Origin of the sequence: Vibrio sp. 397, assembly GCF_033339395.1 — a bacterium.
Lineage (GTDB): Bacteria > Pseudomonadota > Gammaproteobacteria > Enterobacterales > Vibrionaceae > Vibrio > Vibrio alginolyticus.
Genome location: NZ_JAWOUN010000001.1, coordinates 223707 through 248767, shown reverse-complemented (window position 1 = coordinate 248767; position 25061 = coordinate 223707). Strand labels below are relative to the sequence as shown.

At 43.1% G+C, this 25061-nt stretch carries 19 protein-coding genes; 12 read left to right on the top strand and 7 right to left on the bottom strand.

The genetic code is table 11. The features are described 5' to 3' along the window. Nucleotides 1-67 precede the first annotated feature (67 nt). Together R7P36_RS01160 and R7P36_RS01155 are read left to right on the top strand one after the other, a co-directional pair. Nucleotides 68-1612: a YjjI family glycine radical enzyme gene (locus tag R7P36_RS01160; RefSeq protein WP_213899338.1), complete on the top strand. Its 1545-nt coding sequence runs from the start codon at nucleotides 68-70 to the stop codon at nucleotides 1610-1612. A gap of 22 nt (nucleotides 1613-1634) precedes the next feature. After that, entirely contained in the window at nucleotides 1635-2516 is an 882-nt protein-coding gene (locus tag R7P36_RS01155) for a YjjW family glycine radical enzyme activase (protein WP_021033867.1), read from the top strand. Between the two features lie 19 nt (nucleotides 2517-2535). On the opposite strand, the gene R7P36_RS01150 is transcribed toward R7P36_RS01155, so the two are convergent. Further along, complete coding sequence (locus R7P36_RS01150; protein ID WP_005377737.1) at nucleotides 2536-3474, bottom strand: LysR family transcriptional regulator; 939 nt, start codon at nucleotides 3472-3474, stop codon at nucleotides 2536-2538. Nucleotides 3475-3885: 411 nt separating this feature from the next. Here R7P36_RS01150 and R7P36_RS01145 point away from each other — a divergent pair, with 411 nt between their 5' ends. Together R7P36_RS01145 and R7P36_RS01140 are read left to right on the top strand one after the other, a co-directional pair. Beyond that, nucleotides 3886-4656: a TerC family protein gene (locus R7P36_RS01145; RefSeq protein WP_017820626.1), complete on the top strand. Its 771-nt coding sequence runs from the start codon at nucleotides 3886-3888 to the stop codon at nucleotides 4654-4656. 160 nt (nucleotides 4657-4816) lie between these two features. Continuing rightward, nucleotides 4817-5419, top strand: a complete 603-nt coding sequence (locus R7P36_RS01140; RefSeq protein ID WP_033905235.1) for a 2OG-Fe(II) oxygenase — start codon at nucleotides 4817-4819, stop codon at nucleotides 5417-5419. A gap of 54 nt (nucleotides 5420-5473) precedes the next feature. Here the strand turns inward: R7P36_RS01140 and R7P36_RS01135 are convergent, their stop codons facing one another. Next, complete coding sequence (locus R7P36_RS01135; RefSeq protein ID WP_213899339.1) at nucleotides 5474-6739, bottom strand: HD domain-containing phosphohydrolase; 1266 nt, start codon at nucleotides 6737-6739, stop codon at nucleotides 5474-5476. Nucleotides 6740-7368: 629 nt separating this feature from the next. Here R7P36_RS01135 and R7P36_RS01130 point away from each other — a divergent pair. The 8 genes from R7P36_RS01130 (at nucleotide 7369) to R7P36_RS01095 (ending at nucleotide 18015) form a co-directional block, all read left to right on the top strand. Further along, nucleotides 7369-8562 carry an iron-containing alcohol dehydrogenase gene (locus R7P36_RS01130; protein WP_213899340.1) on the top strand — a complete coding sequence of 398 codons (1194 nt, stop codon included), beginning with the start codon at nucleotides 7369-7371 and terminating at the stop codon, nucleotides 8560-8562. Between the two features lie 161 nt (nucleotides 8563-8723). Further along, on the top strand, nucleotides 8724-9929 hold the full coding sequence (locus R7P36_RS01125) for an aromatic amino acid transport family protein (RefSeq protein WP_005377727.1): 1206 nt from the start codon (nucleotides 8724-8726) through the stop codon (nucleotides 9927-9929). 274 nt (nucleotides 9930-10203) lie between these two features. Continuing rightward, complete coding sequence (locus tag R7P36_RS01120) at nucleotides 10204-11328, top strand: HD-GYP domain-containing protein (protein ID WP_213899342.1); 1125 nt, start codon at nucleotides 10204-10206, stop codon at nucleotides 11326-11328. Between the two features lie 87 nt (nucleotides 11329-11415). Continuing rightward, complete coding sequence (locus R7P36_RS01115) at nucleotides 11416-11634, top strand: hypothetical protein (RefSeq protein ID WP_005377723.1); 219 nt, start codon at nucleotides 11416-11418, stop codon at nucleotides 11632-11634. Between the two features lie 324 nt (nucleotides 11635-11958). Beyond that, nucleotides 11959-12723 (top strand): ABC transporter ATP-binding protein, encoded by a 765-nt coding sequence (locus R7P36_RS01110; protein ID WP_005377721.1) that lies wholly within the window; start codon nucleotides 11959-11961, stop codon nucleotides 12721-12723. An 11-nt stretch (nucleotides 12724-12734) separates the two neighbouring features. Further along, a complete protein-coding gene (locus tag R7P36_RS01105; protein WP_005377718.1) occupies nucleotides 12735-13619 on the top strand; it encodes an iron-siderophore ABC transporter substrate-binding protein in 885 nt (294 codons plus the stop codon). After that, a complete protein-coding gene (gene fhuB / locus R7P36_RS01100; protein WP_005377716.1) occupies nucleotides 13616-15592 on the top strand; it encodes a Fe(3+)-hydroxamate ABC transporter permease FhuB in 1977 nt (658 codons plus the stop codon). Before R7P36_RS01105 ends, fhuB begins: the two co-directional genes overlap by 4 nt. Before the next feature lie 200 nt (nucleotides 15593-15792). Then, nucleotides 15793-18015: a TonB-dependent siderophore receptor gene (locus R7P36_RS01095; protein ID WP_213899343.1), complete on the top strand. Its 2223-nt coding sequence runs from the start codon at nucleotides 15793-15795 to the stop codon at nucleotides 18013-18015. A gap of 42 nt (nucleotides 18016-18057) precedes the next feature. Here the strand turns inward: R7P36_RS01095 and R7P36_RS01090 are convergent, their stop codons facing one another. The 5 genes from R7P36_RS01090 to R7P36_RS01070 form a co-directional block, all read right to left on the bottom strand. Beyond that, nucleotides 18058-18606: a hypothetical protein gene (locus R7P36_RS01090; protein WP_005377712.1), complete on the bottom strand. Its 549-nt coding sequence runs from the start codon at nucleotides 18604-18606 to the stop codon at nucleotides 18058-18060. Between the two features lie 250 nt (nucleotides 18607-18856). Continuing rightward, nucleotides 18857-20632 (bottom strand): ABC transporter transmembrane domain-containing protein, encoded by a 1776-nt coding sequence (locus R7P36_RS01085; protein WP_005377709.1) that lies wholly within the window; start codon nucleotides 20630-20632, stop codon nucleotides 18857-18859. A 3-nt stretch (nucleotides 20633-20635) separates the two neighbouring features. Next, complete coding sequence (locus R7P36_RS01080) at nucleotides 20636-22375, bottom strand: ABC transporter transmembrane domain-containing protein (protein ID WP_031778970.1); 1740 nt, start codon at nucleotides 22373-22375, stop codon at nucleotides 20636-20638. Nucleotides 22376-22646: 271 nt separating this feature from the next. Next, complete coding sequence (locus R7P36_RS01075) at nucleotides 22647-23138, bottom strand: type II secretion system protein (RefSeq protein WP_005377704.1); 492 nt, start codon at nucleotides 23136-23138, stop codon at nucleotides 22647-22649. Between the two features lie 205 nt (nucleotides 23139-23343). Then, the gene (locus tag R7P36_RS01070; RefSeq protein ID WP_005377703.1) at nucleotides 23344-24687 is read right to left on the bottom strand and encodes a sodium/glutamate symporter; all 1344 of its coding nucleotides are present in this window, start codon (nucleotides 24685-24687) and stop codon (nucleotides 23344-23346) included. Nucleotides 24688-25061: the final 374 nt, after the last annotated feature.

Sequence of the window (25061 nt, the reverse complement as noted above, 5' to 3'; positions counted from 1 at the left end):
TACTCTTTAGGGGTAGAGCTCGTATTTTGTCTTGTGGGCTTGTGGTTACTTTGTAGGAATATCTTAGATGACAAGCCTTTCTAAACTACAACAACGTTTTCTAGATATCGCGACCGACGTCCGTCTTTCTCCAAAACAGAAGTCGAGTTTTTTAGCTTTAGAGGCGGAAGCGTGCATTCCTTACATGACCGTATCTCCATCACTGAGACAAGCAATGGATGAAGGCATCATCTGCGATATGTTTGAAGGTCATGCACCGTTTAAACCTCGCTATGTGTTGCCTGATTACGCTAAATTTCTATCGCAAGGCTCAGACTATTTAGAGTTGTCTCCGGCTGATGATTTCGATGATGCGTTGAACATGCTGACCATCATTTACCATCATGTTCCTTCGGTAACGAACATTCCGGTTTACTTAGGCCAGTTAGATGATGTCTTGTTGCCTTACATAGGCGACCTAACAGAGAGCCAGATTTACAAAAAGTTAAAACATTTTTGGATCATGCTGGATCGCACATTGCCAGATGCGTTTATGCATGTGAATGTCGGACCGACAGACAACATTATTTGTCGCACTGTTTTAAAAGTAGATGCGGAGCTCAAGCAGATCGCACCGAATCTCACCTTTATGTACGACGAGACAGTTACACCTGATGACTTACTTCGTCAAGCGACACAGAACATTTGTGAATGCAGTAAACCGCATATCGCCAATTACCCAATGCACGCGAAAGCCTACAACGGCTCACGCTTTGGTATTGTAAGTTGCTACAACTCGCTTCCATTAGCAGGTGGCTCGAACACATTGGTGCGAATGAATTTAAAAGAAGTTGCAAAACGAGCATCAGACTGTAACGACTTCTTAAACAGTGCGTTGCCTTCTTACCATCGATTAATGGTCGAGCTCATAAACGCAAGAAGCACGCACTTGCATGAAAAATCGAACTTCTTTCAAGGCTTTTTGACGCAAGAAGGGTTGATAAAAGAGTCCTATTTCGCGCCAATGTATGGCGTTTACGGCATGGCCGAAGCGGTAAACCTTCTATTTGAAAAAGAAGGGCAAATAGGGCGATACGGAAAAAATGATCGAGCAAATACTTTTGCTCATGATGTTTCAGCAACACTGGCTAAACTGGTGGACTCAACCCCGGTGAAATATGGTTTAGATGGCAAAGCGCTCTTACATGCACAAGGCGGCATTAGCTTAGATCATGATGTTACGCCAGGTGTACGTCTGCCTTATGGTGCAGAGCCAGACCCTGTCACTTATGTACAAGCAACGGCGAAGCATCATCAGTATTATCGTGCGGGTATCAGCGATGTTTTGACGATTGATGAAACGGTGAAATCTAACCCAGAAGCGATGTTCAATTTATGTAAAGGGGCACTAAATGTTGGTTATCGTGAGTTTACCGCGAATGTCACTTCAAATGACTTAATTCGCGTGACAGGCTACATGATCAAACTTTCAGACGTCGCGAAATATGATAAAGAAGGTTCGAGAACCAACACGACGTTTCTAGGTGCAGAAGCAGCAAAAAATACCAAAATTTTAGAACGCTCGCCACGTGTGGTGAGTCATGAAGTAACACCGACTTACACGCAGGCATAAGTTCGGTTTAGGAAAGAACAAGATGTCTAGACGAAGTGGAAGCCTTTTGGCAAAAGTCACTCGTATCCTTCCTTTCTCTTGTGTTGATGGGCCAGGAAATCGTCTAGTCATCTTTCTACAGGGTTGTAACTATCAGTGTTTGAACTGCCACAATCCTCACACGATAAACCATTGTAATCATTGTGGTGAGTGTGTGAGTGAATGTTCAGCAGGCGCATTGAAGTTCGACGAAAACAACAACGTTGTTTGGCTTAAAGAGGAGTGCACCCACTGCGATCATTGTATAGAGATATGTCAGAACCAATCTAATCCAAAAATTACTGATTACTCTGTAGTAACAATGCTCGATTTGATACGCAAACATCGCTTTTTCATCAGTGGTGTTACTGTATCCGGTGGGGAATCTACCTTACAACTTCCTTTCATTATTGAGCTGTTTAAAGGGATAAAACAAGATCCTGAATTACGGCACCTCTCTTGTTTCATCGACAGTAACGGTTCTTTAGCGGTTGCTGGTTGGCAGCGTATTCTACCTTTTCTGGATGGCGCAATGATCGATTTGAAAGCGTGGCAGACGGAGACGCATCAGTGGCTAACTGGGCGTGATAATCATCGTGTATTTAAAACCCTTCAGTACCTTGTTGAGCACGAAAAATTGTACGAGGTCCGCTTACTGCATATTCCCCAAAAAAGTGATTTAGATATAGAAATCGTAGCAATTGGACGTTACTTGAGTACTCTTCCTGAATCGGTGCTTATCCGTTTAAATGCCTTTCAGCATCACGGAGTAGTGGGGGAGGCGTTAACTTGGGATATGTGCTCTCATCATGATATCGAACGCTTAAAATCAGAGCTTCGATGCTACGTGAGTAACCCTATCACAGTGCCGACAGTACTCACGTAGTACCGTTGTTTATCTATACTTACGCATCACAGGCATCTAACATGGCGCAGGCGTCGAGTAATTGTTGCTGTAACCATTTTAAAGCGGGATCGTTTAAGCTCGCTTTGTTCCAAACGAGGCTGTAGGCTACCTGTCCGTAATCGAATGGAAGAGCTTGTTCAACCAAACCTTTTGCTTGCATTGCCGCTCTTGCCCAAAGCTTGGAGCATGTGAACAAGTAATCCGAGTGCTGACACATCACCGCAGCTGAACCAAAGTCGGCTACACGCATGGCCAAGTTTCGCTTTGAATGCCTTTGGGTGAGATTTTGCTCAAAATAAGGTTGTGACAGATCTTTATCATGAATACCGATGTGTCTTGCACAAAGGTAACTTTCAACAGATAGGGGTTGCTCAGCGAGTGGGTTCGATGCTCTCATTAAGCAAACCATTTCGTCTTTCAAAATGGTTTTCCAGACCAAGTCTTTATTTTGTGTGGGTGGTTGGCTGAGATCGTGAGGAAGCAACAAAAAATCCACTTGACCTCTTGCTAATGCATCGAAGCTCATTTCCTCTTTCGCATGGACATTCAAGTGCGCGTGATTGCTCAGTTGTTGGGACAGATGCTGTAGAACTGGCGCAAAGAGCTCAAACGAACTTTCACGCATTGCTAATGAAAAACTACCTTGATAGTAAGCCGGATTAAAAGAGCCTTGATGTAATAACCCATTCATACTGGAGAGTATGCCATGGATTGATGGGCCTATATGCAGCGCAAATGCTGTCGGCACTAAGCGAGTGCCATCACGATAAAAAAGGTCATCCTTTAGCGTTTCGCGCAACTGTCCGAGCGTTTTACTGACGCTCGATGGTGTTACACACAAGCGTTCTGCCGCAAGTGTGACGCTGTGAGTGGTTAACAACATATGTAAAACAGTTAGATGTTTAAGGCTTATACGCGAAAGAGCAATGTAGTCCATAAATAGCATGGTTTCTTATGATTTTTGGCAGTATATCAGCATGAAACAAATTTTTACTATTGTTTATCTCGGAAACACGCCTGTTTCTCTTTGAGCTCAATGCATTTAATGGGTTGCATAAGGGTTGATGGTGCTTATAAGTCTAGAAATTTATCTTAGTTTTGTTGGACTTTAATGCTTTCATTTATTCAATTCTAAAGCTTCTATGTAATTTTAATCAATTTGGAGGAGTTGATTGATTTGTACACGAATTAAACTTGTTCCTTGTTAATTAAAATAGATATTGTTTTGTTGATTGTTTGGTGATTTACTCATGATCCCTCAGTAACAAAGGTATAAATAATTAATGGACGACCCCTTTAGTCGACAAAACCCTTCACCATATGTCTTCTTATTATTGGAGACATGCTCATGCTAGAACTTTTTATGCAACCAGAAGCTTGGGCTATTTTCGCCACTTTGTTTGCGCTTGAAGTTGTCTTAGGCGTTGATAACGTCGTTTTTATCTCTGTCTTATGTGAAAGACTGCCGCTGCACCAACGTAAGCTGGCAAGAAACCTTGGTATTGGTCTTGCTGTTATTGCTCGTATTGGTTTAGTGTTTTCAATCTCTTGGATCATGCAACTGACTCAACCGCTATTTTCTTTGGCGAACCATGCGTTTACCGGAAGAGACGTTATCATGATTGCGGGTGGTGCATTCCTCTTGGCTAAAAGCCTGAAAGAGTTGTGGAGTTGGTTAAATCACAACGAGTCGGCTCACTCAACTCACGCCCGTACTGGTTTAGCGGTAGTTCTGTTGCAGATTGTTGCCGTGGATGCTGTATTCTCGATGGACTCGGTGATAACCGCCGTTGGTTTGACAAGTGATGTCCCACTTATGGTCGCAGCGATTGTTTCGTCTGCTATCGTGATGGTCATGACAGCCGAAAAAATCAATAACCTGGTGTCGTGTTACCCTGGTTTTAAGACACTTGCTTTGTTATTCCTCGTTTTGTTAGGTGGTTTATTGATGGCAGAAGGCTTCGAAATTCATATCAACAAAGGTTATGTGTACTTTGCGATGGCATTCGGCTTAATTCTGGAACTTTGTCATATCCAGTTAAAAAACAAACAACGCCCGACTATTAAACGTCTTAGTCCGTTGCGAGTTCATCCAACCAGATTAGAAGCTCGTCAATAATAAAAGATATTGCCGCTCATATGAGCGGCATTTTTATATTCGTCATCACCTATTTTTACTCTCTTTTTATTTTGTTGTCGTTTCGACAAAAAATCGCATTTGTTGTGGGGTTGAAGATTTTTTATATAGACCGCCCAACTAATATGAGTGAACGACAATAATGAATAAAATGATCGATGCGTTAGCAACCCATGGTTACTACATCTGGGATGATTTTCTTTCAGAACAAGAAGTGGATCAATTGCGAGACTGCATTCCAAGTAACTGGAAAAAAGCGCGTATTGGTCGTAATGACGATGTGACTCGTATTGAGTCAATTCGAAGTGACAAAATTCAATGGTTATCGCCCAATATGGGGCACGCGGTTACTTCTTACTTAGATAAGATGGAAGAAATACGCCAAGAAGTGAACCGTCACTTGTTTCTGGGACTTTTTGAGTATGAAGCTCACTTTGCCAAGTACGAGGAAGGGGATTTCTACCAAAAGCATCTAGATTGTTTTAAGGGCAATGAAAACCGTCGATTGACAACCGTTTTTTACATGAACGAATCTTGGACGGAAAAGGATGCAGGTGAATTGGTGGTTTACGATCTAAATGATAATAAGATAGCAACCATCCCTCCTCAATCAGGACGCTTACTTTTATTCTTATCTGAGCAATTCCCGCATGAGGTTTTACCGACCAACGCAGAGCGGTTCAGCATTGCAGGTTGGTTCAGAATCAATGGTGTGCGAGACAATGTACTTGATATTGCAAAATGATTGGTTTGCAACCTGCACAAAATCAGCAAAGGGCGTAGATACGCCCTTTATCGATTAAACATTAGTTGATAGCTCGTAACACTCGGTCATGTTTCGCTCTAGTACTTCATAGACGTTAGGACAAAGTTCTTGTTTAGCGACTTGCTCACCCATAATCGCGGCGATTTGTGCTTGCGCCATTCGTCCGCGGTAGGGACGGTCCTGAGACAGAGCTTGAAAAACATCGGCAACCGCGACAATACGCGATGGTACATCGAGTTCGTCTCCTGTTTTATGATAAGGATAGCCAGAACCGTCCAAACGCTCGTGATGATTAGAGGCCCACTCCGCTATTTTAGCGTTGGGAAACACTTTGTGTAATGCGAGCTGAGTATCAATTGTATGGCGTTTAATACGCGTATACTCTTGTTTATTAAGAGAGCCTTCTTTATGAAGAATCTCATCTGGTGTTTTTAACTTTCCGATATCATGCACCAACCCAGCAATAAATAACATCTCTTGGTCGTGCTCACAGAACCCAAGCTTGATGGCTAGATACCGAGATAACTCCGCCACTTTTTGCGAATGTTGATAAGTAAATGGGCTTTTTGCGTCAACAATTCGAGCGATAAACATGCCCAAACTATTCATATCTTGGATGGTGAGCTGTTTTTGAAGCCAATCAATGCTTTTAAAGTTTAATCCGATGGTTTCTATATTTTCAGACTCCATCGCGAACCAAAATGCGTCGGTCATAACGAGCCTAACCATTGCCTTAGCCATGTCTGGATTAAACAAAGTTCCAGCGTTTGCCATGATGCATTCTGCAATTAGTTCTTCATGAAGAGTGACAATGTCACAGTGGCAGTTCATGACGTATTTGGAACGCATAAAATCGAGACGATCGGCTAAATAGAGTAGGGCAGCGACCTCTTTTTCAAAAGGCGGTAAATCAAGATATTTTAGTTCACTCCAATGTGTATGGTGGTAAAGAACAGGTGTAGCAAACTGACGTAACAAACGACACTGCTTGAGGCTTCGGTATCCTCTTAAGCAATGTGTTTTTACATCTTGTGGCACCAACTCCTCAAGTAACATTTTATGTTCTTGTGTTTCGGAGACCCCACAATCGTGGATCATCCCTGCGAAGTAGCAAAACTCCGCTTTTTCTGGTTCCCAGTTCATGACCCGAGCACATTGGTAAGCGATGTAAGCGACACGATGGCTATGGTGCGTATCATCAACACCGACATAGTCGAGTGCTCGAGCAACCCAGATAAGTGCTTGTTTCAGATCTACTTCAAAGCCCATGTCCGTATGGGAATGGCAAGAATGATTCATGGTTTATACCGACATTGCTAATTAGCCCACGCTAAACCCAAATCAGAAGGTGATAGGAAAAATTGGGTACGACAGCGAATAGACCCCAAAAAGGTGGGCGTTTAGACATAGTTTTGATTATGGGCGGGATAATAATCCTAGTTGCATAATAATATCACCTGAAGCTCATGGTTAAGAGTCAGATATTTGAACTAAGTATAAGTTTTGAAAGATTATTGTTGCTCTTGTTGACTTATTTGAAAACGACAATAAATCATGATGTAACGCATTCTTATTTTTATTTTTGTAGATCGTGTTCGGGCTCAACCAGAGACACACGGTATTGATGTCTGATTAAGAGAATTCATATTGTTGCTTTTGAAGGCAAAAAATAAGAAGACTTCTTCGAGGCTTGCTCTGTAACTAACAGAGTAATAGGGAAAGCAGCTTGCTAACTACATGACAATAGAGCGTCGTTGAAAACATTTACTCTGTAGCTCATGTCGTTGAGGAAAGGTAATAAAATGGTACGGTTTCCCAGCGATGCTAGCCCTTTTAGTGAGATAAGTTTATTGAAAATGTGTGATTGCAAAGTAAGCATAGGTAGTAAAAGTAGCTAGAATGATAGCTCTAAATGAAAAGGATTTCGTATGTTGAAGCATCGTTTATATCGGACTTACACCGCAGGGTTAAAAATAGCAGCCCATATCCTTCCTATGCCGAGACCAACCTTGTTTTCCGGCCCTGGTTCGATGAATGAGCTATTAGAATCGATGACCGAGCTGGGATTTAAACGCGTTTTGTTAGTTACCGACGAAGGGTTAGTCCAAGTCGGTATTGTTGATAAGGTGCTTGAGGCAGCAGCACAACTCGATTTACAGTTAGATGTTTTCTCGCAAGTTAAGCCCGATCCTACCTATGATCAGGTAGAGAGCGGTCTAGAGGCTTATCATCGTTTTCATTGTGAGGGCATATTAGCTTTGGGTGGCGGCTCTGCAATGGATTGTGCAAAAGTCATCGCTGCGAAAGTTACCAATAAACGGCCAATAAAAAAATTAGCTGGACTATTGAAGGTATGGCGAATGCCAGCGCCGCTTTTTGCTATTCCAACAACGGCTGGAACCGGAAGTGAAGTTACTATCGCTGCGGTCGTGTCAGATCCCTCCTCACACATTAAAACCCCTTTAATGGATCCAAAGTTGGTGCCACTAATGGCAGCTTTAGATGCGAATTTAATGATTGGTTTACCTCCTAAGATCACGGCTGATACTGGCGTTGATGCATTAACCCACGCTATTGAGGCCTATGTATCGAAAAACGCTACTCAAGAAACGATGGCTTATTCGGTTGCCGCTATTAAACTCATTTTTAAATATCTTCCTAGGGCTGTGATGCAAGGGGATGATGTCGAAGCTCGTCATAAAATGGCTATGGCATCCTATTACGCGGGTTTAGCATTTACCAAAGCGAGTTTGGGTTATGTTCATGCCTTTGCTCACACATTCGGTGCGAGATATGGAATACCTCATGGTATGGCAAACGGATTAGCCTTGTTGCCTGTGCTGCGCTTTTCATTATCAGAGATTGAGCCTCAACTAAGAAAGCTCGATGAGTTGACGGCCGAGGGGCAGTTAGGTAACGCAAGTGCTCAGCATTTTTTGGCGAATCTGGAGTCCTTGTTTTCAACTATTGATATTGAGCAAACCAGTGCGCTCATTCAACGTGAAGATGCTGATGCGCTTGTTGATTTAATTCTGAAAGAGGCGCACTGGAATTACCCTGTTCCCAAGTTCATGAACAGGGAAGAATGCACACAGTTATTGTTAAATATCAGCAAGGCGTAAATTATAGTTTACATGTGTGGTTTTTTATCCTTACACTTTGCTTGATCTTCTGCTAAAGATCCTACAATATCGACGGCAATACAAATATGGTGTTGGTTTCGGTCCGCCGTTGCCCGATCTAATACTGATAATTTATAATAAAGTGTAAAGATTAATATACAATGAGTCGTTCTAAAGTATTCGGTAGTACGCTAATTATTGCGGGCACTACAATAGGCGCTGGTATGCTAGCGCTTCCACTTGCCTCTGCCGGCATTGGTTTTTCAACTTCTATTATCATCATGCTAGGCTTATGGGCTCTGATGGCTTTCACTGCCTTGCTTATGCTTGAGCTTCATCAACATGCGGAGAGTAGTGCTACACTTCATACTTTGGCGAAACAGATCCTAGGTCAAAAAGGCAAGTGGGTGGCAAGTTTTGCGATGTTGTTTCTTTTCTACTCATTATGTGCAGCGTATATCGCTGGCGGTGGTGCTCAGTTCGGAGACCGCCTTGCACAATGGTTTGACCTCGATATTTCAGGGCCTACATCAACGATAATCTTTACCTTGATTGTGACTTTAGTTGTGACAGTGGGTACCGGTACGGTCGATAAAGTAAACCGAGTTCTGTTCGCGATGAAGCTCATTGCGATGGTTGCGGTGCTTTCTTTTCTTGCTCCAAACGTTACGGAATCTTACTTGTTAAGTATGCCAATCGAACAAGGCCTTGTTGTAGCGGCGATTCCGGTTATCTTTACTTCGTTTGGTTTCCACGGAAGTATTCCTGCAATTGTGAATTACTTAGACGGTGACACCTCTTCTTTACGCAAAGCCGTTATTATTGGTTCGACGATTCCACTCGTTATTTATATCTTTTGGCAAATCGTGACGTTGGGTGTGGTTAGCCAAAGTACTCTTATTGAAAACGGTGGGTTGAGCGCGCTTATTGGTCAACTATCGCAGACGGTGCACCAATCAAACTTAGGCAACATTGTCGGTGTATTTGCTGATTTGGCACTGTTAACGTCATTTCTTGGTGTGAGTTTAGGTCTATTCGAGTTTTTGGGTGATACCATCAAAGGAACTAACGATAAGCCTAATCGTTTGATTGCGGCACTAGTGACGTTTACCCCACCGCTAGGCTTCGCACTTTTCTATCCTCAAGGCTTTATTATGGCTTTGGGCTATGCAGCGATTGCCTTAGCGATTTTAGCCATCTTTTTGCCTTTGGTTATGGTGATCAAGGTTCGTAAATCGGATGATTTTACTGGGGAGTACCGCGTCGCAGGTGGTCAAGGTGCGTTAGTGATAACGGGCATCGCTGGCACTGGCATCGTATTCGCTCAGGTGTTAATTACGCTGGGTGTGCTTCCTGCTCTAGGCTAGTTGTTTAGAACGTTCTTTGAATAACTTCTAGTTACTGAATCCATCGTAATCAATCAGTATTGTTAGGCCAACGAGTTTCGCTCGTTGGCTTTTTTAATCTGGATCAAATTACCGTAAGATATCCGGTGAAAAAATTGGTAGAAATGTGCTTTTATTTCGTACACTTAAGTTGTGGTATATCGATAATTTAAGTGGAGAAAACCGCTCAAAATACCATTGAATTTGCAACACAATGAGCTTTTCTTGTTTCTCTGCTTTGGTGTGGAGGTAAAGCATGGCGCACCGGAGTTTTTACCCGTTTGCAAAACCGCTTAACGAGCAACTGCAAACGCTAAAAGGCAGGATGCAGGCGCACTTGCCATGTATTGATAGGGTGTCATTTGCAAAATATCACCCAGACCAAGATGTGCTCAAATCATTTGCAGAAAGTGAGTTCGACACTTGGTGTTTAGCCCATCACGAATCAGCATTCCGTAAACTCCACCACCTCAATATTGCCTCTAAAAACGCGGTTCCTCGTATCGTCGAAGACCTTCATGATATTAATCACTGTCCTCGGGTTCAAATTTTACTCAAACACGGATATCAGTCGTCGGCTGCTATTCCTTGTTATGACAATAAAGCTTTTACTGGTTTTGTATTTTTGAACTCCACTCAACGTGATGCGTTTAGTTTAGAAGCGCTGAATGGTCTTAAACCTTATTTCGAAATGATTCGATTTGCGGTTGAATCAGAAACTCAAGTAGTCAATGCGATAGAAACGCTAGCGAACCGAATGCAATGTATGATGCCAGGCTATTCACCTGAGTATTACGCGCATACCAAACGCATGAAGTACTACAGTCAAATTATCGCAACGCAGTTAGCGGATCGTTATCACCTGAATGACGAAATGGTCGAAGATATTGGTATTTTTGCTCAGTTCCATGCGCTCGGTGATAGTCAGCTGCCAGTTGAAATTGCTAGCCGCCGAACAAATTACTCTCAAGAACAAGAGGCGATATTGATTCAACATATTGAGCGTTGTATCGATTCAGCGGATGGCATGGTTGCCCGTATCGGAAATCCGGTTCACCCGAGTGTGACTTTGTTTTTGCAGATGGTTACTTATCAGTACGAAAACTTAAATGGCACTGGTTATCCTTATGGTTTAACCAATGATGATATACCAATCGCCGCGCAAATTACGGCTGTCGCGAATGCCTTTGATTTTATGACGACGCACCATCCGTACAGACAAGCGTGGTCCATCCCATACGCATTGTTAGAACTTGAAAAATGGGTATATCAGGGATGGTTATCTCGAGAATGTGTTGATGCTCTGCGAGAGCATCAAGGTTATATAAAGCAAATCATCCACAAATATCCCGAGCACTATACAGGCTTGGGGTTAATGTGAAGAGCAGTAACAAAGTTGAAATGTTGACGAGGAGGAATATTTAAACAATACTGTTTTTATATACAGTAATAAGTTTGGAGGTGAAGTATGTTGTGGGAAACCCTTGAAAGAGTAAACCGCTTACGCCAACAAGCACTTGCAAATCCTGAGTTTGTTGAGTCAGCAAAAGAGCACGAACAAGCACTTCAGGAGCAAGAATACCATTATCAAACTAAGAAAAAGCGTTCAGCCAAAGACAAACAAGGTAAAAAGTCGCTGGCCGATATCTATAAAGAAGTAGAGTTTGGCGCTGACGCTCGTCATTAATGTATTCACTGCGGCATTTTTCATTTCTTCATACGCTGCAGTATTCGTTCAAATTTATGCGAGAGCAGTGGGAGACCGCTGCTCTCGTTGACCTGCCTATAATTTACTAATGAAGTTCAGCAGAGCAAATTATCACTAACACTTAGCAATTCTCTCAATGATCTTGTTGATGTAATGATAATGACAACGGTTTGCATTTGTATCTTTGTTGTTATATAAAACCTCCCTTATTAATCGTTCTGTTGAATAAGAACGGCAAACGTGATCAACGAATGAGAGCTCTGAATAACTGTTATTCGTAAATGGCTATTAGGTGAAGTAGGGATGTTGGAAGCTAAAGCACTCCAGTTTGAGATTGAAGGCAAGTCATTGCTAAAAGCGTTTGATGTGACATTTGAACCCGGAAAAACATACGCTCTTGTTGGACACAATGGTTCAGGAAAATCCACATTGTTAAAGTTGCTGGCACAGCAACAGCCATACACCGCTGGTGACGTGGTTCTGCATGGAACGAGCATTAACGATCTCTCAGCGAAAAAGTTTGCCCAACACATTGCCTACTTGCCTCAGCATCTTCCAGTGACCGACAGTATTTTAGGTCGAGATTTAGTCGGTTTTGGTCGTTATCCATGGCATGGTTTACTTGGACGTTTGAGTAAGAAAGATCACGACATTGTTGAAGAAGCAATGGCGATGACAGGCACACTAAAATACGCAGATCGCTTAGTGGACACGTTATCTGGAGGAGAGCGTCAACGTGTGTGGCTAGCTATGCTGTTAGCCCAAAAAACCGAGTATTTGCTTCTTGATGAGCCTTTGTCTGCGCTAGATATCAGCCATCAAGTCGATATGTTGAAGCTTATCTCTAAACTCAGTCAAGAACTGGGTTTGGGCGTTATTATCGTATTACACGACATCAACTTGGCTGCACGATTTTGCGACTACATCGTTGCATTACATCAAGGTGATTTGATTGCACAAGGCAATGTTGAACAGGTGTTTACTGAACCTAAGTTGAGGGACATATATGGGATAGAGATGATGATCTCTGACCACCCCGCGGGTTATCCGGTGGCGATGCCAAGCTAAAGGTTGGAATAATGAGCAGTACAAACACTCGACTTAAACATTTCTCTTTCGCTCTCTCACTTAGTGCGCTTTTGGTCAGTTCTTTTCAAGCACTAGCTGACGCATCACCTCGGGTGATGTCGGTTGATTGGACACAAACTGAAACGATGTTGGCTTTAGGGGTCGTACCTGTAGGCGTTGCTCAAGGGCAAGATTACGATGCTTGGGTAAAATCGCCACCGTTACCACCTCAAACTAAGGATGTAGGGTTAAGAACTCAACCCAATATAGAGCGTATTTACGAGCTCAGACCTGACCGTATTTTTATTGCCCCGTACTTCTCCTCAATGAAGCATCGCTTAGTCGATATTGCCCCCGTTACCACGATTGACTTATATGAAAGCGGGATTACGGATTGGTCGGTACTTACCAGTTTCACTCGGAGGTTTGGTGAAGAGCTGGGAAGAGAGGCGGAAGCAGAGGCGCTTATCCAACAATATGAAAAACGTTTGTCTTTATTAAAACAGCGTATAAATAAAGGCCAGCCGCCACTTCTAATGATTCAGTTTATGGATACAAAGCACGTACGTGTTTTTGGTCAAAATAGTCTTTACTCCCAGGCTATCGAAAAGATTGGGCTGAGTAATGCATGGAATGAAAAGACGAATAGCTGGGGCTTCAGCCTAGTTGGCATCGACAAGTTAGCTGGCATAAAAGCTCAAATCGTTATCGTAGAGCCATTACCTTATGGTGGAGCGGAGCAGCTCTCTCAAGACCCATTTTGGCAATATGTTGTTCAACAATCTGGTGAAAAGGTCATGCAAGTCGCGCCCGTTTGGAGTTTTGGTTCTATGCCTTCAGCCCTCCGTTTCGCAGAGTTAGTTACGGCGAGTAAGGTCGAGGAGTTAACACAATGAAAACGATGCCTTTAAGCTTTGTGGTGTTACTTTCGGCATTTACCTTTTCTATTGGTGCTTTCCAATTGTACCAAGTAAGCTCATTTTCGTTGGCTCTAAGCAGTTTATGGGAGCCTAACTTTCAATCTATCGATTCTGTTTTACTTCACTTTAGCTGGTGGCCTCGAGTCTTCACCACGATTATATCTGGTGCTGGATTAGCGGTTGCTGGGGTATTGATGCAGCAAGTGCTGCGTAACCCTCTCGCTTCACCCACGACACTTGGTGTGGCGAGCGGTTCAAGTTTTGCTTTGATGTTAGCTACGCTATTCGCACCTTGGATGTTGGATATCGCGCCTAATTTGGTTGCTCTCATCGGCGGTGTGATATCGATGGGGTTGGTGATGCTGTTGTCATGGCGACGAGCGTTATCTCCAACGGTTGTCGTCGTTTCTGGGTTAGTGATAAACCTGTACTTTGCATCATTAAGTACGGTTATTCTGATGATGAATACCGAAAAGCTGAATGGGTTAATGATATGGGGAGCCGGTTCGCTTGTTCAGAGTGGATGGGGAGATTTCTCGTATCTTGCCCCTCGAATCGCACTTGCTACGGTCGTTGCATTTGTGATTGCAAAGCCGTTAAGTCTGTTGGAACTCTCCGAGCAAGGTGCCAAGAGTTTAGGTGTCTCGCTAGCTAAGTTGCGTTTTGTCTGTCTTGGGCTTGCGGTGTTAATCACTTCTTGGGTGGTTTCTGCCGTAGGAATCATCGGTTTCATCGGGTTAGCGGCGCCAGCGATTACTCGATTGATAGGTATCAATAAAATCCAGCATAAGCTTTGGGTATCAATGCTGATTGGTGCCATGTTATTGACTTTAACCGATTTGGTTATTCAGCAACTGCCGGGGCTAATGGCGAGTTTTATACCAACGGGAGCAGCAACCGCTGCACTGGGCGCTCCGCTACTGTTATGGCTGTTACCTCGCTTATCACAAAAGACGCAGGGCCATACTCAAACAGTGTTAACTCGACATCGTGAACATGTTTACAAGCTAAACCCTAAAGCGATCTCATTGGCGTTGATCGGCACGTTAATTTCTGTTGTTCTTTTTGCCACGGTTGCTGTGCAAAATGAAGGGTGGGCAAACTTATTTGCTAGCCAAAATTGGATTTTTTTGGAGTGGCGCGCACCTAGATTATTTGCAGCAGCAATTGCGGGGGCAATGTTAGCGATTGCTGGAACCATGATTCAACGCCTAAGTGGAAACCCAATGGCAAGTCCTGAAGTGATCGGTATCAGTTCAGGGACAGCGATGGGATTGATCATCGCGATGTTTACTGGGTTTGGTTCGTCAATTTTCACTCTTTCTCTAGGCGGGCTCGTAGGCGCATTAGCGACGGTATTAGTCATTGTGCTGCTAAACCGTAAGTCAGGCTTTCAGCCGGAGCGTATTTTGTTGACTGGTATTGCGATAACCGCACTGATGAATGCAATACAGAGCTTTATTCTAGCCACTGGTGACCCAAGAAGTTATCAAGCATTGGCTTGGTTGTCTGGGTCTACCTACTATGTCTCGGTTGAAACGTTACTCCCATTGTCTTTATCTGCGCTTGTCTTTATAGGGTTGAGTTTTCTCTGCGTAAGATGGCTAGATATTCTTCCTGTCGGTGCCGCTTCCTCTAAAGCACTTGGAATTCGAGTTGATCGTTCACGCGCAATACTGCTTCTTTTAGTTGCTTGTCTCACGGTCAGTGCGACATTGGTTGTTGGCCCGATTAGCTTTGTTGGGTTGTTGGCTCCGCATTTAGCTCGCTTATTTGGTTTTAACAAAGCGTCACAACACATGTTATGCGCCGCGATACTGGGGGCAGGGGTGATGTTGTTGGCTGATTGGTTGGGACGACAGGTCCTTTACCCGCAAGAAATACCAACAGGGCTTATGGCGTCTCTCATTGGCGGTTTGTATTTAATGTGGGGTTTACGCCGTTTATAGAGATGAGTTAAGCCTCAACCAAGAAAGTACTTATACAAATAAGCACTCGTAGTGGCATTCGTAACCTATGCGAGTGCTTTATGCAAAACCTCTGGTTTGTCTTTTACGGAAACAACTGGCGATGCCGTAACTCGCTTTTCTTTCAGCGGTCGCTGAAGTCATGAAGGGTTGGTTTGGCTGCCGACAAAAAGGAGAAGAATATGACTCGGCAGTTTATGCTGACACCAACGTCGATGGCGGTTGTATTAGCTTTATCAACGCCAAATGTCTTGGCTCAGGAAGATGAAAATATAGTTGTGATTGGACAGCAGCAAGACAGTGCAGTTGGTCCAGATTTTAGTTATCTCGGAGCGAAGAGTCGGGCAGCGACGAAAACTGATATTGCTATCAATGAGACTCCAAGAGCGGTGTCTGTTGTTACGCGAGAGCAAATGGATGATCGTGCCTCTATTAGCATTTCTGACGCACTACAGTACACACCAAGCATTCAAACTAATTATTTCGGCGAAGATAACAAGCAAGATTGGTTTATTATTCGTGGTTTTAAACAAGCGAACAGCGGGTTGTATCAAGATGGTACCCGTTTATATTCTTCTGGCTTCTATAGTTGGCAAATAGATCCGTTTGCGTTAGAGAGGGTTGAAGTTTTACGTGGTGCAGCGTCTGTTCTTTATGGGCAAAACCCTCCAGGTGGGGTTATCAATGTTGTCAGTAAGCGATCTCAATTTGATGGGGGATCAGGACTTGTATCTTTGGAGTACGGTTCTGAAGACCGTAAACAACTTTCTCTTGACGTAAACTCTGAGGTGAGTGAGCAGCTAGCTTTCCGCTTTCAAGGGTTAGCGAGAAAAAATGGGACGAGAATTAGTGGGGTAGAAGCAGAGCGCATTCTTCTCTCTCCATCGATGACGTACAAATTTAATGAGACGTCTGAAATTACCTTTCTAACGAGCTATCAAAAAGACGACTCAGATCCTTATCTGCAATTTTTGCCAGTTGAAGGAACGTTAACGCCAAACAAAAATGGAAAGATCAGTGATAGTTTAGCGATAGGCAATCCTAACTGGGAGACGTTTGAGCGTGAGCAGGTGTCTTTAGGCTATGAGTTTTCTCATGCATTTAATGATACCACTTCATTTGTTCAAGCAGCTCGTTACAGCGAAATGGATGTTAAGCTAAGACAAATGTATTCGTACGTTTACTCGGCTGACGTGCCTGCGTTGGGGCCGGCTTTGGACCCATCAAATGAACGCAAAACCATACTTAGGGGTGCTTCAACAGAAGATGGGTCATCTGATGCTTTTAATATCGATAATCGTTTGATGCACCAAGTAAATTGGGGAAGTGTTGAGCATAACTTGATGTTGGGCATAGATTTTCAAATGATCAGTATCGATGGTAAAGATTTTGCCAATGACCCTATAGTTGCTAATGGTAATGCATTATTAAACACACCAATGGGAGCTTTGCCCGATCCTAGGTTTAATGTATTTAATCCTACTTATTCGGATAACATAATGTTACTCAATCCGAATACGCTACAACCATTGAGCGAAACCGATAAGCAAAGAACGAAAATCGATAATCAGCAGCTCGGCGTCTACTTTCAAGATCATATGCTGATCAACGATAAATGGGCGATGTTATTGGGGGCACGTTACGACGATACAAGTAATGAAGTACATAATGTTACCACTGGTGCTCGCACGAAAGTCGATAATGGAGAGTGGACGTTTAGCGTGGGAACGGCTTATATTTCTGATTCTGGCTTCACGCCATACTTTAGTTACTCTCAGTACTTTGATCCAATTATTCAAGAAGACAGCAATGGTAAGTCAGCGAAGCCTGAAAGCGGTGATCAATTTGAAATCGGTATGAAATACCAACCGGATTCATTTGATGGTTATTTCAATATTGCAACGTATCGGGCAACAAAAGAAAACTTGGCTCGTATCTACTTGAGTGAATTAACGCAAATAGGAAAAATAGAAAATAACGGCGTTGAGTTTGAAGCTGTAGCTAATGTGACACCATCCTTAACATTGATCGGGAACATTGCGTACGTTGATGCAGAGATAAAACAAGACATCAATAAGGCATGGGTTGGCAAAACGCCTTCCCAAGTGGCGAATACCGTATCATCAGCTTGGGCACATTATCGTTTCTTTGATGGACCTCTTGATGGCTTTGCTGTTGGCTTAGGCGCGCGCTATACAGGTGAGTCATACGGAGACAATGAAGAGAGACTAAAAGTACCAAGTTATTTCTTAATGGATGCGACGGTCAGTTATCGAATCGGCGATTACAAGTTACAAGTCGCAGCTAAAAACATCGCGGATAAAAAGTACATAGCGACATGTGATGGCTTTTGTTGGTATGGCGACCGACAAAATGTTATTGCAAGTTTAACTTACGACTGGTGAGTTAACGTATAAATAAACACCCCTAACTTTAGGGGTGTTTATTTAGAAATCGGCTTTACGGACAAAGTGCGGGTTTTTGTACTTTTTCTGCGGACCAAACGATGATACGACAAGTTTGTTCCATAATGTTTTGTCAAACTCACCCTTTGGAATCGAAGGGTAGAGGGTTTCCTCTTCTTCTCTTGCAAAGTTCATATATTGTTTCTTTTTAATTTGATTGTACTTTTTGGCGATCTGGTTATGTTTTCTTACCCACTCCAGCTTGTAATTGTGGAGCACTTTTTCACCATCTTCGAGACTCATTCGAGATAGGAACAGTCGCTTGTATGAGACCTTTCTGTCCAGCATTGTGCGCATAACGGTTTGGATATATTTACCGTGATGCGTAATGGTAATGTCGTTTTCATCAATAGGAGTGACACACCAGCCTTTAGGTAAAAAGTCTGGCTTCTTAAATTGCTTATTACGCTCCATTAGCGCCTGATGTAAAACTAAATCAGAGGTGCCGCGGAACGTCTTTTGCCATTTACCGATACGAATTTGAATCGAACCAGGCAAGCGATAGATGTTAGTAAACTTATCTTTGTCCATGGACTTGTGTCATGAGATTAATGTGCATAATTAGAAAGCGGAATTCAGTCCAATGCCACAGGCAGTAGACTTAAGTACCGTACGATTTTACAACGACCTTGCGCGATATAGCGAGGGGTTATGTCAATAATAGGTAAGAAATAGAAAATTAGTTCACATTATGAAGAAATTGGAAGCTAACAGGTTAAATTTTGAAGTTACACCAATTATGCCCATGCCGACTAAATAAAAAGAAGGCACGGGCATAAAATCACACCGCTTCTTCGAGTTGCTTGGTGTCTTCTTCAATCTGTTGTAGATGTCGGTTTGCTTGCTGTAACTGATACATTTGGGCATAGCGACCATTTTGCGTTAAGAGTGCTTTGTGTGTGCCTTTCTCGACTAACTCCCCATGATGAAGAACAATGATTTGGTCTGCATCTAGGATAGTTGAAAGCCGATGAGCAATAACAACGAGCGTCATGTCTTGTCTGAGTACCGCCAAGCTCTTTTGGATTAAAGCCTCTGTTCCTGAGTCAATATTTGCGGTTGCTTCATCCAATATCAATATCTTAGGTTTTACCACAAGCACACGTGCTAACGCCAAAAGCTGTTTCTGACCCGCAGATAAATTAGTTTCGCCTTGACCTAACTGCGTGTCTAGCCCGTTAGGGTAACGATGAATTTGTTCTGCCAAACCAACCTTGTCTAACGCATCCCATATTTGATTGTCATCAACTGCCCGACTGAGAGAGATGTTTTCTCTGACTGAAGCAGGGAGAATATGTGGATCTTGTTGAACCATTGCCACATCTTTGCGAAGTACGTCTTTCCCTAATGTTTTAAGTGGACGACTATCTATGAGCAGTTCACCACATTGCGTTGGATAAAAGCCCATTAACAGTGACGCTAATGTGCTTTTACCGCTTCCTGTATGCCCGACAAGCGCGATAAAGTCTTGGTGGTTGGCCTTCAACGAAATGTCTTTTAGGACGTCCTGTTTACCATCGTAGCTAAATGTGAGGTCTTTAAGTTCGATAGCACCTGACCTTAATGGTTGATGATCGTCCCCGTAAGTTTGTTCTTTCGCGTCAATCAATTCAAAAACACGTTCGCTTGACACTAACGCCTGCTGAAGTAGAGCAAGTTGCTGAGTCATCTCAATTAGTGGTTCAGTAACTCGCGCAAGATAACTGATAAATGCATACAGTACCCCCACACCAATCAACTCAATACCATTAAAACCAAAGATCGCAACCAAGCAAAGCAACGCAAGACCAGCGAGTAAGTCCATTAATGGTCTTAGCAGATAGCCGTTTAGCCGAATCACTCGTTTAGATGCCACCAGATGCTCTGCGGTTAGCTCGTTGAACTGTTTATTAAAACGCTCTTCTTGTTGCATTAATTGAATGACACTCATCCCTTGAATGGATTCACTCAGATTCGCATTTATATCGGTCAATAGGTCACGCATCTTTCGGTAGCTTTCTGTACTTAGCTGCTTAAACAAGTACATAAAGCCGATGACGATCGGCAGCAATACAAGCACAACGAGTGTGAGCTTCCAGCTCATGAAAAACATAACGCCAAGCATTACGACAATCATGACCACGTTTTTCACCACGGTCGCGATCAAAAGCTCATAAAATTGCTGTAAAGATTCCGTATCGTTGGTGATTCGCGACACCAATTTTCCAGCAGGAGTGTAATCAAACGCAGATAACGGCTGCTTAATCACGCCAGAAAATACTTGCTTACGAATCGCTTTGATCGTGTTAGCCGCGACAATGCTAAATTGCAATGACTGAAAATACTGGAATGTTGCCGATACGATCTGAAGAGCGATATAACCTACTGCTAGCGAAATCAGAACACTTTGTGAATAGTCACCTTTAGCGATGTGCTCATCAATGAAATATTGAATCAACCAAGGGCCGCCGGCGCTAGCTAACGCTGCAATAAACAGCAAGGCGAGTCCTTTAATCATTGGCTTTGGTTGAGATAATGGGTAAGACATTAACCGTTTAAACGTGCTGGTCTGGTTCATTCATTATTCCTCCATCGCCTGCTCTAGTTTCTGATACTCGAACATCTCGGCGTACCAGCCTTTATGCGCTAATAACGCGCTATGTTGCCCACGTTCAGTAATGTGTCCGTGATTCAATACAATGATCTCGTCTGCTGCTTCCAAAGCGGTGAGGCGGTGCGCAATAACGATTAGGGCCTGATTACGGTAGTATGTTTCCAAATTCTTAAGGATTTGATGTTCGGTCCGTCCATCAACAGCGGAAAGTGCATCGTCCAAAACCAACACTTGAGCATTCAGCAGCATAGCGCGTGCTATCGCAATACGTTGTTTTTGCCCGCCGGAGAGTGTAATGCCTTTTTCACCAACTTCTGTTTGATAGCCTTCAGGAAACTTTTCAATATCGTCATGTATACAGGCTAACTTTGCTGCTCTATAGACTTCTTCTTTCTCTGCATTAGGGTTGCCTAAGGCAATATTTTCGAAGATAGATTTGGAGAATAGAAACGGACTTTGGTTAACGACAGCAAAACGGTTGCGCCACTGCGGTAGTAGGGCATCCTTGATCTCGACATCCCCGAATTTAATTGAGCCGTTTTCTAAATCATGTTGACGCAAAAGTAGTGTTAACAGGGTCGATTTTCCGCTTCCTACAGGCCCTGCAACTCCCAACATTTTTCCGGGTTCAAGTTCGATGTTTACTTCCGTCAAAGCGGGCGGTAAATCACTAGACCAGTGGAAATCGTCGATATCAATTTTTAACGGAAGTGGTTTATTTTCTATTGGCTTATTACCACTGATAATTTCTGGCTTTTCATCAAAGATCTCTTGTAGTCGGTTCCATGCGGCAGAGCCTCTTTCTAAAATGTTAAATAGGAATGCGAATGCCAGCATCGGCCATATCATCAACCCTAAATACATCGTAAATGCGGTCAGATCACCAAGCGTGATCTCACCTTTATCAACAAGGTAAGCACCAGCAGCGACACTAAGAAGGAAAGAAAGACCGATGGTTAACTGAATTGCCGGGTCAAATCTAGCATCGACTCTTGCGACAGCGATGTTCTTCTCGCCAGTATCATCCACAACCTCTTCAAAACGTTGCTGCTCTTGGTTTTCTAATCCGAAAGCACGCAGCATTCGCACGCCATTAAGTGACTCTTGTGTCATGTCTGACATGGTAGAAAAGGCTTCCTGAGCGACACGAAAGCGTTGATGTAGGATACGCACAATAAAGAAGATGATGATGGCAAGAAATGGCATTGGAAGAAGCGCCATTACGGTGAGCTTCCAGCTTACTTGCGTTAGCATAATGATTAAAACCGCAATACCAGTGATCAAAGAGTCTGCGGCGGTTAAAACCCCTTCGCCGGCTGTCATAACGATATTACGCACATCATTAGTGCCACGAGCCATCAGATCCCCCGTCTTGTAACGTTCAAAAAAACGAGGTGGCTGTGTCGATAAATGCCTATATAGACGGTTACGTAGAATGGTCCCGAGCTCCCAGCTTGCGCCGAAAAGCCAAATTCGCCATAAGATGCGACACCCATAAATAGTAAAGATCAGTACAGTTAACCCTGAGAGCCATAGAATCAGCGTATTTGTATCTAAAGTGTTGTCTACGACGCCATCAACGATGATGCCAACTGCTTTGGGCGGAACAAGCTGTAGTGCTGATATCACAGCGAAAAGCAGAATGGATCCGACATAGTGCCTCCACTTTTGTTGGAAATACCAACGTAGCTGCCAGAATATTCTCATTACGCCTCCCGCTTTAAATTATTGAATTTGTTATAGAACTATTATTGAGCGAAATGATGAGTTTACAAGCACAAGTTATAGGCGGGTTTAAAAACGATAGATTGTTTCAATTATAGCCATGTGTCGGCGCAAATTACTGGTTTTATCTCTATGAGCTAACTGTGCGACGACATTATGTGAAATAGTTGTTAATGGTTGTTTTGGAGCCATTACCTTGCAATAACGATGAAGACACCAAAAGTAAAAGTGTTACTGCCACTCTATATGGGAATTAGCAATCGTCAGTTTGTATTTTGTATTTCACTTGGCCACCAGGAGTTTCTGGGTAGTAAACTTCGACATAACACATATGTTCTGGACCAACAGGCTTGTTTGCAAAACCAATAAGGAAGTAGGGCTCGTCTGGGCTGTCTACCCCATACCAAGTGTTGATAGTGAGTTGCGGATCAAAGCCTGCTAGCTCTTTTGCTGGAATAACATTTTTGATAAATCCAAAGTAACCAATTAGGTCGTTATGGCCGTCATTATCTAGATCAATGTTATATTGTATGCCGCCATCTACTGTCTCTTGAGATTGAATCACTGCTTTGGTGTAGACAAAGTTGTTGGCGGTCATGAGTGCTTCTCTGGCTCCATATAGAACCGCCACTCTGGCATCTTTTTGTAAGCCAAGAAATTTAGGAAATGCAACGACGCTTACAATACCAAGAATGATGATGCACACAATGAGTTCAATAAGAGTAAATCCTTGAGAGCGACGCACAGCCTTTCTCCATGTTTTAGAAACGAATAGGCGGCTATTCTGATATAGAAACGTTCAGGTCAAGTATTAAAAAAGAATGATAATAAGAGATCGGGATTGCAAATCTCAAATATAAAACAAGTTGCTTATTTTCGAGATGAGGAGTGATTTTGATAAAAACCAAGGAATGAACTCGAGAGGATAAAAATCCTCCCGAGTATAGCGACTAAGATTCGTGTGTCAGAGCACTGCTGTTACGTTTAAAAATGAATCGCCAAATAAATAAGACAATTGCGATGTAACCTAATCCTACACCAAGCGCTTGCCAGTGCATGCCGTTATACATCGCGATTGGCATCAAAGAGATGATGAAGATGTCAGTGATTGAGCCAGGGACATAAGCGATGGCGTAATCATCAAGCACCTTGCTACGCATTTTTGGATCAACAATACGAAGCAACGCAATACCCATGGCAACTGTACCGGTTAACCAACCCCAAGAGAAAATGCCTTTCTCGAACCAATCTTCTCCCATGATACGTGGGGCAACCCAGAAGATTAGCCATAGTGTGAAGGCGATACCGCCGATTGCAAGCACTACCATCGGCATTAAATACTGGGCTAGGACGGTAATCTTGATGGCTGAGATACCAAAGATAATCAAATAATCGGTACTGATGCCCGCAGCGTGTTTGAATGCACCGTCACAAAGATAGCGTGAAGCTTTCGTTTGTTTCGCGACGATTCGCACGAGCATGCCGCCAAGGAAGCCAGTTACAAACGTCGGGATCTGCACCTTATCGTGGAAAGAAGACAAGTAGTTGGCGGCGACATAAGAGAAAGCGGTTACGACAACCACTAACGCAGCGTGAATCGCGAAAGAATCAACCGACAGGGAAGACATGGTGTCTTTCATTACCGGTTCTTGATCATCAGGCTTAACAAGGCCTTTGCGTTCGTGTTCGTCCATGCTGTCGAAGGTCGTAAAGCTACGAATCCAACCCATCTTCAATGCGAATTGCAGCATGAGCATGCCGACAGAAATCGAGATGAAAATACCCACGGTTGCGAACGTTAAGCCAAGTGTGAAGCCATCTTCCCAGCCAAGCCCCGTGAAGATTTCACCAACAACAGATGCAGAGCCATGTCCGCCCATAAAGCCCGCAGACATTGTCACACCAAAGCCAGGATTAATCTCTGGCCAGAAGAAGGTTGTGAGAACTAGACCAAACATTGCTGCAAACAACCACTGAGAAACAGAAGCGATTTGGTTAAACGCCCACAATGAGCCAGCACGCTGTGCGACGGTTTTAGGTGATGGAACATCCGTTGCCAGACCTAACGCAGAAAAAAGTGCAGCAGTTAATAGGCTTGCGTTAGCGGTAAACGTATCGGTCCAAGGCAGTACGTCTAACAGGGCTGGTCCAAAAAATAGACCGAATAATCCTGCGAGAACCGCCGATGGAATGTACATACGCTGTAGTAAAGGCGCGTGAACGCGAATGACTTTTGCCAAAATCAATAGTAAGCCAGCGATGGCTAAGTCAGTCAGCATTAGACCTTTAGGCATCTTATCCTCCAGTAAATGCAGTCAAGGGGTAGCGTCCTTGTGACCTACCTTGAATAAAAATCTCTCTCAAGCCAAAAAGTCACATACGTGACTAAAAGCGTTGAGAAATCAATGTCGTTTTCATAAGCAAAGGAATGTGCTTATGCAATTTGAAATGAGTGTAAATGTTGTGATTGCACACGAACAGGAAGAGAAATTAGATTAAATTTCTCGATATTTTTTTGATAGTTCACTCAGGAAAGGCGGCAATCCTAGTCACTTTGTCAGAGCAATGCAATTGGTGTGAATCAATAAATTATGCCTAGTTAATGGGTGTCTCTGACTAACAACATGAAAAATAAAGACAATTAACAAGCAATAATATTTGTCATATC